Below are 12,218 nucleotides of genomic sequence, written 5' to 3' on the forward strand. Positions count from 1 at the left end.
GAAGTGAGCACCCACGACCTTCCCCTCGCCGACAGCGGTGGCTGCGGCGACGGCTGTGCCTGTGGCTCGGGCGCCGATGAGGAGTACATGGAGTGCGGTCTTGATCCCGCGCTCGCCGAGCTCCTGGCGGACGCCGGACTCGACCCCCTGGAGGTCGAGGACATCGCCAACGTCGCCATCCAGGAGGACCTGGCCGGCGGCGTCGACGTGACGACCGTCGCGACCATCCCCGAAGAGGCCGTCGCCACCGCCGACTTCACCGCGCGCGAGGCCGGTGTCGTGGCGGGCCTCAGGGTCGCCGAAGCGGTGGTCTCCGTGGTCTGCACCGACGAGTTCGAGGTCGAGCGGCACGTGGAGGACGGCGACCGCGTGGAGGCCGGACAGAAGCTCCTGTCGGTCACCACGCGCACGCGTGACCTGCTGACCGCCGAGCGCAGCGCGCTCAACATCCTGTGCCGCCTCTCCGGCATCGCGACCGCCACGCGCGCGTGGGCGGACGCCCTGGAGGGCACGAAGACGAAGGTCCGCGACACCCGCAAGACGACGCCCGGACTGCGCTCCCTGGAGAAGTACGCGGTCCGCAGCGGCGGTGGCGTCAACCACCGCATGTCCCTCTCGGACGCGGCCCTCGTCAAGGACAACCACGTGGTCGCCGCGGGCGGCGTAGCCCAGGCCTTCAAGGCCGTACGGGAGGCCTTCCCGGACGTGGCGATCGAGGTCGAGGTCGACACCCTGCACCAGCTCCGCGAGGTCCTGGACGCCGGCGCCGACCTGATCCTGCTGGACAACTTCACGCCCGGCGAGTGCGCGGAGGCCGTCGGCATCGTCCACGGCCGCGCCGCCCTGGAGGCCTCGGGCCGGCTCACCCTGGAGAACGCCAAGGCGTACGCCGACACCGGGGTGGACTACCTCGCCGTAGGAGCCCTGACCCACTCCGCGCCGATCCTGGACATCGGCCTCGACCTCCGTGAGGCGCAGTAGTCATGCTCCTCACGATCGACGTGGGCAACACGCACACCGTCCTTGGCCTCTTCGACGGCGAGGAGATCATCGAGCACTGGCGCATCTCCACGGACGCGCGCCGCACCGCCGACGAACTCGCCGTACTCCTCCAGGGCCTCATGGGCATGCACCCGCTCCTCGGAGAGGAGCTGGGCGACGGCATCGACGGCATCGCGATCTGCGCCACCGTGCCGTCCGTCCTGCACGAACTGCGCGAGGTGACCCGCCGCTACTACGGAGACGTGCCCGCCGTCCTCGTCGAACCGGGCGTCAAGACGGGCGTCCCGATCCTCACCGACAACCCCAAGGAGGTCGGCGCGGACCGCATCATCAACGCGGTCGCCGCGGTCGAGCTCTACGGCGGTCCGGCGATCGTCGTCGACTTCGGGACGGCGACCACGTTCGACGCGGTCTCCGCGCGCGGGGAGTACATCGGCGGTGTCATCGCCCCCGGTATCGAGATCTCGGTCGAGGCCCTCGGCGTCAAGGGCGCCCAGCTGCGCAAGATCGAGGTGGCCCGGCCGCGCAGCGTGATCGGCAAGAACACCGTCGAGGCGATGCAGTCGGGCATCGTCTACGGGTTCGCCGGCCAGGTCGACGGGGTCGTCACCAGGATGGCCAAGGAGCTGGCCGACGACCCGGAGGACGTGACGGTGATCGCGACCGGCGGCCTTGCCCCGATGGTCCTGGGCGAGGCCTCGGTGATCGACGAGCACGAACCCTGGCTGACGCTGATCGGCCTGCGGCTGGTCTACGAGCGGAACGTCTCGCGGATGTGACCACGCGCGCGGGGCACCGAGGCCTGCTGCCGGGCGGTGCCCTCGCCGATGTCGCTCACACGTACCCACGAGGTGCCGCCGCGCCCGACACCGGCTCCCGTGCGCGCGACGGAGCCGTAGGACCGGCCGTGGCGCGGCTGCCGAGTGCGCGGCGGAGCGGCCGCTGCCCGCTCCTGGGCGAAAACCCCACGCCACACCCGCCCCCTATGTCGAATTTGTCTGATTAGCGCGTATCGTCGCCGCATGCCCACGCCATACGGATCCCGCGGCGGCATGGCGTTCGGTGCGGAGGAGCTGCGTGTGCTCCGTCGCGCTCTCGCCCTCGCCCTCCAGCCCCGAACCGCCTCGGCCGAGGACGTCCAGGACTGCCTCCGGCTCGCCGAATCCCTCGACGAGGCGGTACGCGAGGGAGTCCGACTGCGCGCCTTCCTGGTCGCCGACCTCGCCCGGTACCGCGCCGCCCTGCCCGGCACCACCGCCGGCTACCTGACCCTCCTGGAGGAGGCGCTCGGCGCCGGGTACCGCCCGGACGTCGACGACCTCTCCGCACTGCGGGCGCTGCGCGGGAACCCCGCAGCCGCCGCCCTCCTGGACCGCTGCCTCGCCCTCGCCGAACAGGACGTACGCGCGCGCCTCGCCCGCCGTACGACCGTCCGGCCCGCCCCGACAGTCCCGGCCTCGCGCACCCGCCTCCTGGCGCTCCCTGGAGGCCTCTCCGGCGGCCTTTCCGTGATGGCCGGGGAACCGGCCGGGGAGGACGCCAAGGAGCCCGTACGCAAGCCCGTGGGGCGGCCTGGCGAGCGCCCCTCGCCGACACCGGCGCCCGCGGCCCCGAAGCCGTCCCGGCCCGTCCCCACCCCGGGCGAGGTCTTCCCCCGGCGCAAACCGGCACCGCCCCCCACGAATCCGTCGCAGCAACTCGCCGCCGGCTGAACCGACCCCGCCCCGTCCTCCGCGGAGCCCGTGGCTACTCTGGAGGACATGGACTATGTCTCCGCGCTCGTGCCCCCGGTCGTCATGGCCGTGTTCTTCATCGGACTGATCCGGGTCATCGTGAAGACCCAGGGCGGGGCCATGAAGGCCAAGGAGGACGCGGCCGTCGACGCCGCCATCGCGCGCGCGGAGAGTGCCCGCCAGGCCTCTTCGACCACCGAAGCCTGAACCTTCCCCTTTCGGCGGCGTCTTCGGACAGCGCCTTCCAGGGCGTACGACTCCCGCACGCGTGCGCGTGCTTTCCGAGTCGTACGCCCTTTTTGTTCCTTTTCCACTATGGTTCTGAGCTGTGCCTCGCCCATTGGGAGAACTCGAAGACTCGGTCATGACGCGGGTGTGGAAGTGGAACCGCCCGGTGACCGTTCGAGAAGTCCTGGAAGACCTTCAGCAGGAACGGTCCATCGCGTACACCACGGTGATGACCGTTTTGGACAATCTCCATCAGAAGGGCTGGGTGCGCCGTGAGGCGGAAGGCCGGGCCTATCGATATGAGGCGGTCTCCACACGAGCCGCCTACTCCGCCGCCCTGATGAACGATGCCTGGTCCCAGAGCGACAACCCCGCGGCCGCTCTCGTCGCCTTCTTCGGGATGATGAGCGACGAACAGCGTGAGGCCCTGCGCAGCGCCGTACGCATCGTCCAGGGACCGGAAACACCCGAACCCGCGGATGGCGTCCAGAACCCCGGCTCCGCGCCCTCGGGCGGCGGGCGATAGCGTCCGCTCATGTCAGCAGAGCACCCCGAAGTCACCGCGAAAGCCATCACCGTCCGGCGGGCCCGGACCGGCGATGTCGAGGCGGTGCGCCGACTCCTTGACGCCTACGTCCGCGGTCGCATCCTGCTCGACAAAGCGACGGTGACTCTTTACGAGGACATCCAGGAGTTCTGGGTCGCCGAACGGGACGACAACGCCGAGGTCGTCGGCTGCGGGGCACTGCATGTCATGTGGGAAGACCTCGCGGAAGTCCGCACTCTCGCGGTGAAGCCCGGCTTGAAGGGTGCCGGTGTGGGCCATCAGTTGCTGGAGAAGTTGCTGCACACAGCTCGTTGGCTAGGCGTTCGTCGCGTTTTCTGTCTCACCTTCGAAGTGGACTTCTTCTCGAAGCACGGCTTCGTGGAGATCGGTGAGACACCCGTCGACACCGATGTCTACGCGGAGCTGTTGCGTTCCTATGACGAGGGCGTGGCGGAGTTCCTCGGTCTCGAACGAGTGAAACCGAACACCTTGGGCAACAGCCGGATGCTTCTGCATCTGTGATCGCGGCGCTCAATTCGGCCGAGCCACCCTGCCCAGGTTCCCTATGTCCGAAACGCACATCTTTCTGGAGGAGGGAGCTCACTCCGTCTCTCCCAGGGGTTTGTGTTTTTCCAGCAAAAGCGGTTTGCTTTCCGACGTACTGCAGTACTGCATATAACAGGGGACGGCGAAACGGCGGACGCCGCAGACCCCAGGCCCGCAAGTAATCGATGAAAGGAAATCCGGTGGCACAGAAGGTTCAGGTCCTTCTTGTCGATGACCTCGACGGCGGCGAGGCGGACGAGACGGTGACGTTCGCGCTGGACGGCAAGACGTACGAGATCGATCTCACCACCGCGAATGCGGACAAGCTCCGTGGTCTTCTCGAGGCTTACGTGAAGGGCGGACGCCGTACCGGTGGCCGCGCTTCTGGCGGTCGCGGAAAGGCCCGCGCCGCTACCGGTGGTGGCAGCCAGGACACCGCGCAGATCCGCGCGTGGGCCAAGGAGAACGGCTACGAGGTCAACGACCGCGGCCGTGTTCCCGCGACCATTCGCGAGGCCTACGAGAAGGCCAACGGCTGAGCGCACGAGCGCCGCAGCCGTACCCGGTGGCACTGAGTGGCCATCGTGTCCACAAGTCGTACGAGATCAGGGGCGTCCCCCACGCCCCCCACGGCCGGCATTGTCGGCAGCGAGGCCTCGACCTCGCACCCCGGCTCGGGGGGTCGCAGCCATACGGCGGCCCCCTGCAAGGGACCCGGGCGGCCCGCGGGAAGCGGCAGTCCCTTCGTGGGCCCCGCGCCGGGCAGCGGTGCCTCTGCGGGCCTCGCCCCGGGGAACGACGGCGCCTCCATGTGCCCGTCCGCGCCGAGCGCCATCAGATCCAGCGCCGGCGCCAGAGCGCCCCACTCCAGCCAGTCCAGCAGCCCCGGAAGTTCCTCCGCGCTGCCCGCGGCCACCAGGAGCCGCATCCGGTCGCCCTGTACGGCCACCGGAGAATCCGGGCCCAGGCGCCACAGCGCCGCGATCCCCGCCTCGACCGGCACGTCCAGGACGTCGAAACGCAGGCCCGTGACGAGCCGTAGCGGCTCTCCGGGCACCGTGCGCCACCCCAGTTCGTTCTCGTACCGGAGCCGCTGCCGGTCGTCCGGATCGAGCGGGCGACGGGGGAGTGGGACCGTGGTGAGAGGGGGGACTGTGCCAACCATGCCAAGAGCAACCGCCGAAGCGGGCCGAGAGTTACGCTGGGTGGTCCAACGAATGCGCTGGGTACGGGAAAAGGGGGCGTTCGGGGGTGCGGCGCGGCGCAAGGTTGTTCGCCCGTAGCGGAGGGAACCGGTGCGAACGGCATGGAGTGTCAGTCCCTGCGGGTAAGACAATCCCTAGTGGGAGGGGGCGACACGCAGAAAAGGGCGTCTCACGTTCGCCATCGGCGTACTCATGGTGAGGGTAACTGCCTGGCCTGCGGGAACATCGTCTCGCACCATCAGGTTGGAGCAGATGTCGGCGTTCGGGTTCAGGAGGCAGTGTTGGTTCTCGGTCCGGTGTCGGCAGTTGGAATGAGCGGTCCCCGCTTGCGGGACTAAGCTGCGGAAGGACAGGGAGGGGAGCGTCCCCTTACTGCCTGACCGCTCTGAGGAGCGATTAACGATGTTCGAGAGGTTCACCGACCGCGCGCGGCGGGTTGTCGTCCTGGCTCAGGAAGAAGCCCGGATGCTCAACCACAACTACATCGGCACCGAGCACATCCTCCTGGGTCTCATCCACGAGGGTGAGGGTGTCGCCGCTAAGGCCCTGGAGAGCCTCGGGATTTCGCTCGAGGCGGTCCGCCAGCAGGTGGAGGAGATCATCGGTCAGGGGCAGCAGGCCCCGTCCGGGCACATCCCCTTCACCCCTCGTGCCAAGAAGGTCCTGGAGCTGTCGCTCCGCGAGGCCCTTCAGCTGGGCCACAACTACATCGGCACGGAGCACATCCTGCTCGGCCTGATCCGTGAGGGCGAGGGCGTCGCCGCCCAGGTCCTGGTCAAGCTGGGCGCTGATCTCAACCGTGTGCGGCAGCAGGTGATCCAGCTGCTCTCCGGTTACCAGGGCAAGGAGACCGCCACCGCCGGCGGCCCTGCGGAGGGCACCCCCTCGACGTCCTTGGTCCTCGACCAGTTCGGCCGGAACCTCACCCAGGCCGCTCGTGAGTCCAAGCTCGACCCGGTCATCGGGCGCGAGAAGGAGATCGAGCGGGTCATGCAGGTGCTGTCCCGCCGTACGAAGAACAACCCGGTCCTGATCGGTGAGCCCGGCGTCGGCAAGACCGCCGTCGTCGAGGGCCTCGCCCAGGCCATCGTCAAGGGCGAGGTGCCCGAGACCCTCAAGGACAAGCACCTCTACACCCTGGACCTCGGCGCGCTGGTCGCCGGCTCCCGCTACCGCGGTGACTTCGAGGAGCGCCTGAAGAAGGTCCTCAAGGAGATCCGCACCCGCGGCGACATCATCCTGTTCATCGACGAGCTGCACACGCTGGTCGGCGCGGGTGCCGCCGAGGGCGCCATCGACGCCGCTTCGATCCTGAAGCCGATGCTGGCCCGCGGTGAGCTCCAGACCATCGGTGCGACGACCCTGGACGAGTACCGCAAGCACCTGGAGAAGGACGCCGCTCTCGAGCGCCGCTTCCAGCCCATCCAGGTCGCGGAGCCGTCCCTGCCGCACACCATCGAGATCCTCAAGGGTCTGCGCGACCGCTACGAGGCCCACCACCGTGTCTCCATCACGGACGAGGCCCTCGTGCAGGCCGCCACGCTGGCCGACCGGTACATCTCGGACCGCTTCCTGCCGGACAAGGCGATCGACCTGATCGACGAGGCCGGTTCCCGGATGCGCATCCGCCGGATGACCGCGCCGCCGGACCTGCGCGAGTTCGACGAGAAGATCGCCGGCGTCCGCCGCGACAAGGAGTCCGCGATCGACTCGCAGGACTTCGAGAAGGCCGCCTCCCTCCGCGACAAGGAGAAGCAGCTCCTGGCCGCCAAGGCCAAGCGGGAGAAGGAGTGGAAGGCCGGCGACATGGATGTCGTCGCCGAGGTCGACGGCGAGCTGATCGCCGAGGTCCTCGCGACCGCCACCGGCATCCCGGTCTTCAAGCTCACCGAGGAGGAGTCCTCGCGTCTGCTGCGCATGGAGGACGAGCTCCACAAGCGGGTCATCGGCCAGAAGGACGCCGTCAAGGCGCTCTCGAAGGCGATCCGTCGTACGCGTGCGGGCCTCAAGGACCCGAAGCGTCCCGGTGGTTCGTTCATCTTCGCCGGCCCGTCCGGTGTCGGTAAGACCGAGCTGTCCAAGGCCCTCGCCGAGTTCCTCTTCGGTGACGAGGACGCGCTGATCTCCCTCGACATGTCGGAGTTCAGCGAGAAGCACACGGTGTCGCGGCTCTTCGGTTCGCCCCCCGGATACGTGGGCTACGAAGAGGGCGGCCAGCTCACGGAGAAGGTCCGTCGCAAGCCGTTCTCGGTCGTCCTCTTCGACGAGGTCGAGAAGGCCCACCCGGACATCTTCAACAGCCTTCTCCAGATCCTGGAGGACGGTCGCCTGACCGACTCCCAGGGCCGGGTCGTGGACTTCAAGAACACGGTCATCATCATGACGACCAACCTCGGCACGCGGGACATCTCCAAGGGCTTCAACCTTGGTTTCGCGGCCACGGGTGACACGAAGTCCAACTACGAGCGCATGAAGAACAAGGTCTCGGACGAGCTCAAGCAGCACTTCCGCCCCGAGTTCCTCAACCGTGTCGACGACGTCGTCGTCTTCCCGCAGCTCACCCAGGAGGACATCCTCCAGATCGTCGACCTCATGGTCGGCAAGGTGGACGAGCGCCTCAAGGACCGGGACATGGGCATCGAGCTCTCCTCGGCCGCGAAGGAGCTCCTCTCCAAGAAGGGTTACGACCCGGTGCTGGGCGCGCGTCCGCTGCGGCGCACGATCCAGCGCGAGATCGAGGACACGCTCTCGGAGAAGATCCTCTTCGGCGAGCTGCGTCCCGGTCACATCGTGGTCGTCGACGTGGAGGGCGAGGGCGAGGCGAAGACCTTCACCTTCCGGGGTGAGGAGAAGTCGGCGCTTCCCGATGTTCCGCCGATCGAGGATGCGGCTGCTGGTGGGGCCGGTCCGAATTTGAGCAAGGAGGCGTAGCCCTTCACGGGTGCGCTTGGCCTGGGGGCCGTGCCGGGACTTTGGTTCTGGGGCGGCCCCTTTGGCATGGACGGGGGCAGCGTTGTCCAGCCGGTTACATCTGGACGGTGCGGACGCCGGGGAGTTTCGGCATGGTGCTCAGCGAGGCGGTGGACAATTCCTCGTCGAGCTGGAGTTCCGCCAAAGCTGGGAGGGAAGCCACTTCCTGCCAGTCGGCGGCGGTCAGCGGGCGGCCGGACTCGCCGAGTCTGAGAGTCGTGAGTGTGGGCCATCGGGTGAGACCGCGCAGACCGATGGTGTGCACCGTTGCCGGTCCCAGATGCAGGTACTTCAAAGGCGCCTCGACGGGCAGGGAGTCGGCGAGGCTGTGCCCTTGAAGTTTGCGGTTGAGGGACAGCCAGGTCAACGAACGAAGTTCTCGTAGTCCCGTGATGCCGCTGACCCCGGACAACCACAGTTCGGTAATGGGGAGTTCCGGTAGCGGGCCGAGACTCTCGACTCTGGAACAGCCGTGAAGCCACAGACGGTTCAGAGAAGAGAAGGATGACAACTCTCCCAGATCGGCGATGCGGGAATTGTTGATCACACTCAGAGTTTCGACCTGAGCGGGGTCCACCACGGCATCGAGGATCTCGGCCAAAGTCCGGGAGCCGACGAACGTGACACTCCTCCAAGGGCGCGTCAAACTGAGTGCCGCATACTTCTCATCGCTGTCGCACCTGACGAAGAGCTCCTTCCGGTCCAGGTGATCGAGCACCTCGACCGCGTACTCCCGAACGTCGAACCGGTCCCACGTGCCCACGAGTTGGCGCCGCACTTCGAGGTCGGAGTGGTCCCGGAATCGCCGCAGCACTGCCAGGGCCGCCTCCGGCTCCTCCGCGCCGAGTAACGAGGCGGTGACGGTGACTGCGTGCGCCTCCGCGTCCGTCAGCCCCGCCGGACCTGGCAGCAACTCCAGCACCAGTGGTCCCGCCTGCCTCAGTGCGTGCGCGTCCTCTGCCGTACGCGGCGGGATCAGCGCGCCCGCCCGATCCTCCACCTCAGCCCGCACCCCCGGATCCAACGCCGTCGCATGCTCCAGGCAGGCCAGGGCCAGGAGCGTGAGCCGGGGCTCGTTCCGGGCCAGCAACTGCCGTAGCAATACGACCCGTTCCCGCGGGCGGGCGTGGGCGACCGCCATGCGGATGACGTCCTCCCACTGGGTGTCGTCCGCGTGGCTGGTGAGGACGTCCAGGTGGCCCTCCTCCACGGCGTAGCGCGCGCCGAGATAGTCCTGGAAGGTGCGGTGGACGAAGTGCGTTGCACCCTCGGCCGGTTGGCGGAGCAGGCCGCTGCGGAGCATCAGGGTGCGCAGGACCGTCCCGGCATCGCCCTGCCCCACCGCCGATGCCACCGTCGACAGGCTGCGCTCCACGATGCCCTCGGCCGTCTCGATGTCCATCTCCGTGCGGCCGCTCAACACCAGTGCGTAGGCGAGGCGTTGGAGCATCTCCAGTTGAGCCTCCTCGCCCAGTTCCGCTCCCTCCAGCGCGCCCATGCCCCGCTCCCGGTCCCGCCGTGCCAGCAGCATCGTCAGGGCGGCGTCGTACAACTCCTTGCGGCCTGTGGGGAGATAACCCCTCCGCTCCCTGTGCAGGGCGCAAATCAGGCCGCACATCAAGGGATTCGTGGCGAGCCGTGCCAGGTCCCGTTTCGTGCGGAGGGAGTCCAGGAGTGGGCCCTCGTACTCCGGGGCCTGGGCCGCCGTGTGCCATCGCTCGACGAAGGTCTTCACCTCGGGGCGGTGCATGGGGGCCAGGGTCAGTTCGCGGAAGTCCTCCGATGCGAGCCAGTCGGGGCGGACCGCTGTGGGGCGGGAGGTCAGGAGCCAGCGGTTGCCCGGGAAGGCTCGGATCAGGGAGAGGAGCCAGTCTCGGGTGCGGTGGCGGTCGGTCGACGGGATCTCGTCCAGGCCGTCCACCAGGACCAGGGCGCGGCCGGCGGTCAGGACGCGTTCCGTCCAGCCGTCGGGTGGGGTGTGGGGGCAGCCGGTGGAGGACAGGAAGGCTGCGGGGGAGGGGAGTTGGCCGGCTCGGATCAAGGTGCGGAGAGGGAGGACGTACGGGATGCGGTCGCCGTCCCGCGCCGCTGTCACCGCCAGCCACTGCACCAGCGTCGTCTTGCCGGAACCCGCGTCGCCGCGCAGCAGTACGCGGTCGTGGGTCGACAGGGCTTCCTCGGCGGGGAGTTGGACGGTGAAGGCGGCGCCGGGGTGTTCGTCGGGGAGGCGGCGTTCCTCTGTCGCCGTCGCCTCCAGGCTCAGGTACGCCACCTCCAGGGGCCAGCGGTCAGGAGACTCACGCAGGTCGATGCCGTAGATGGTGATGTGGTTGTGGCGCTCGGCGACGTACGGGAGGTAGCGGCGTTCGAAGGTGCGGTCCTGGGAGCCGGGGCGTGGGGTGCGGGCGATCAACTCGTCGATGCGGGCGATCAGTTCGGCCTGCGTGCGGGTCTGTTCCAGCAGGGTGCGGGCGACGAACGTGGAGCGGCGGGTGAAGAATTCCAGGATCTGGAGGCAGGCCCACTCGGTGGCGTTGTCGAGGAAGTAGCGGGCGTCGGTGGAGAGTCCGGCGGGAGCCGGGGCGCCGTGCTCCAACTGCCTTGCCAGGTGTCGGTGTCCGAGCCGTACGGCCTGGACGTCGTCCATGGCCAGGTCGCCGAGGGCCAGCAGTCTGCGGGCCAACGCGTCTGTCACGGCGGGCTGTTCGTCGGGTGGGAAGGGGGCCTCACCGGGGGAGTCCACCGCCCGCGCGACCAGGTGGTCGGCGAGCTTGTGGACGTCCTTCTCCGTCAGGGTGCGTTTCTCGCCCTTGAAGGAGACGAGGGAGGAGAGGCGGACCGGTCTGCCGACCAGGCCCGCGCCGGGGGCCTCGGGCACGAACAGCTTCTTCAGCAGCGGTGTGATCAGGCCTGACGCCAACTTGCCACCGAGTACCGCGGGCTCCATCCGCCGCCCCACCCCCGTCGTCGCGCGAACGGACGGAGCCTAACGGGTCAGGACAACTGGCCGTCGTAGTCCGGCAGTTTGAAGGTCTTCTCGGCGTGGCCGCCCGACAGGTCGGTGGCGCTGTTGCCGATGTTCGCGATGATCGTGTAGCCCTTGTTCTCGATCGCGGCGCGCTGGGCCGTCTTGTAGTCGGCGACGTCCTTGAACAGGTCGAAGAGGCCGCGCACGTAGAGGCCGTCGACGTCGTAACCGTCGTGTTCGAGGTTGTACTCGGTCGGCAGGTAGATGATGCCTGGGCGGGCCGTGACGAAGAACAGTGAAACGCCGTGCTCCTGGGCGTACTTGGCGACCGCGAGGACCGGCTTGTTGGCCGGCTGGGGCCAGCTGAAGCCGAAGTCGGTCTCCAGGGTGGTGTTGTCGATGTCGAAGACGATCGCCTGCTTCTCACCTGGCTTGGTGGCCGCGATGCGCTGCTTCAGGTAGGGCAGGGCCTGGTTCATCACCGTCTGGCAGTCCTGTTGCCAGGTCGAGTAGTCGACCGTGGCGGCCGTCGCGGTGGTGCTGGTGCTCGTCGCGGCCTCCGCGGGGACGGTCAGCGTCGCGAGGGCGGCCGCGGTCACGGCGGCTATGGCGGTACGGCGGGCCCAGGGGCGTCGTCTCGTCATGGGGGTGGGGGTTCCTCTCACGTCTGTGCGCTGCCGGTTGGTGCAGAAGGCATGGTCGCGGGCGAGGGTGGCGTGAGGGGAACCGTAAGGTTACTGAACGGTAGGTGTATAGAGGCCTGCGCCACATTTCCGCGCCTGGCGATCGACCCCGCCGGTGACAAGCCGCACAGGCGATTCGGCCCCTACTAGGGGAGGCAGTCGTGCGCACCGGTCGGTGCAAATTAGGACTTTCTCCTTTAAATCCGTGGAACCGGAGGACCGATTTCGCCGTCTGGGGGTGGAATCAGGATGCTTGGGTGGTCTGTCAAGAAGGTGGAAGTTTTGTGGTGAAGTACTAGGTTCCGTCGTAGAAGAGGGGTTTGGGGGTCCGCGGGG

General features: G+C 68.2%; 11 protein-coding genes. 8 read left to right on the forward strand and 3 right to left on the reverse strand.

The genetic code is table 11. The annotated features are described in order from the left end of the window. Window positions 1-3 precede the first annotated feature (3 nt). From nadC to ACNFOC_RS22735, 7 genes are all read left to right on the forward strand, one after another. Window positions 4-981 (forward strand): carboxylating nicotinate-nucleotide diphosphorylase, encoded by a 978-nt coding sequence (gene nadC, locus ACNFOC_RS22705; RefSeq protein WP_416960939.1) that lies wholly within the window; start codon window positions 4-6, stop codon window positions 979-981. 2 nt (window positions 982-983) lie between these two features. After that, complete coding sequence (locus tag ACNFOC_RS22710; protein WP_200680630.1) at window positions 984-1,781, forward strand: type III pantothenate kinase; 798 nt, start codon at window positions 984-986, stop codon at window positions 1,779-1,781. 273 nt (window positions 1,782-2,054) lie between these two features. Continuing rightward, entirely contained in the window at window positions 2,055-2,714 is a 660-nt protein-coding gene (locus tag ACNFOC_RS22715) for a serine/threonine-protein kinase (protein ID WP_416960944.1), read from the forward strand. 48 nt (window positions 2,715-2,762) lie between these two features. Beyond that, window positions 2,763-2,942: a hypothetical protein gene (locus ACNFOC_RS22720; RefSeq protein ID WP_019075458.1), complete on the forward strand. Its 180-nt coding sequence runs from the start codon at window positions 2,763-2,765 to the stop codon at window positions 2,940-2,942. A 133-nt stretch (window positions 2,943-3,075) separates the two neighbouring features. Continuing rightward, window positions 3,076-3,489 (forward strand): BlaI/MecI/CopY family transcriptional regulator, encoded by a 414-nt coding sequence (locus ACNFOC_RS22725; protein ID WP_078623229.1) that lies wholly within the window; start codon window positions 3,076-3,078, stop codon window positions 3,487-3,489. A 9-nt stretch (window positions 3,490-3,498) separates the two neighbouring features. Then, window positions 3,499-4,032: an amino-acid N-acetyltransferase gene (locus ACNFOC_RS22730; RefSeq protein ID WP_019064250.1), complete on the forward strand. Its 534-nt coding sequence runs from the start codon at window positions 3,499-3,501 to the stop codon at window positions 4,030-4,032. Window positions 4,033-4,256: 224 nt separating this feature from the next. After that, entirely contained in the window at window positions 4,257-4,595 is a 339-nt protein-coding gene (locus ACNFOC_RS22735; protein WP_416960940.1) for a histone-like nucleoid-structuring protein Lsr2, read from the forward strand. Here the strand turns inward: ACNFOC_RS22735 and ACNFOC_RS22740 are convergent. After that, window positions 4,574-5,221 (reverse strand): SCO3374 family protein, encoded by a 648-nt coding sequence (locus ACNFOC_RS22740; RefSeq protein WP_416960941.1) that lies wholly within the window; start codon window positions 5,219-5,221, stop codon window positions 4,574-4,576. The genes ACNFOC_RS22735 and ACNFOC_RS22740 overlap by 22 nt on opposite strands. A gap of 442 nt (window positions 5,222-5,663) precedes the next feature. Here ACNFOC_RS22740 and ACNFOC_RS22745 point away from each other — a divergent pair, with 442 nt between their 5' ends. Further along, window positions 5,664-8,192 carry an ATP-dependent Clp protease ATP-binding subunit gene (locus ACNFOC_RS22745; RefSeq protein WP_401944985.1) on the forward strand — a complete coding sequence of 843 codons (2,529 nt, stop codon included), beginning with the start codon at window positions 5,664-5,666 and terminating at the stop codon, window positions 8,190-8,192. A gap of 94 nt (window positions 8,193-8,286) precedes the next feature. Here the strand turns inward: ACNFOC_RS22745 and ACNFOC_RS22750 are convergent, their stop codons facing one another. Together ACNFOC_RS22750 and ACNFOC_RS22755 are read right to left on the reverse strand one after the other, a co-directional pair. After that, window positions 8,287-11,178 (reverse strand): NACHT domain-containing protein, encoded by a 2,892-nt coding sequence (locus ACNFOC_RS22750; protein ID WP_416960942.1) that lies wholly within the window; start codon window positions 11,176-11,178, stop codon window positions 8,287-8,289. A 47-nt stretch (window positions 11,179-11,225) separates the two neighbouring features. Next, a complete protein-coding gene (locus ACNFOC_RS22755) occupies window positions 11,226-11,843 on the reverse strand; it encodes an HAD family acid phosphatase (protein WP_416960943.1) in 618 nt (205 codons plus the stop codon). Window positions 11,844-12,218 lie beyond the last annotated feature (375 nt).

It is taken from the genome of Streptomyces colwelliae (genome assembly GCF_048158785.1).
Classification (GTDB): Bacteria; Actinomycetota; Actinomycetes; order Streptomycetales; family Streptomycetaceae; genus Streptomyces.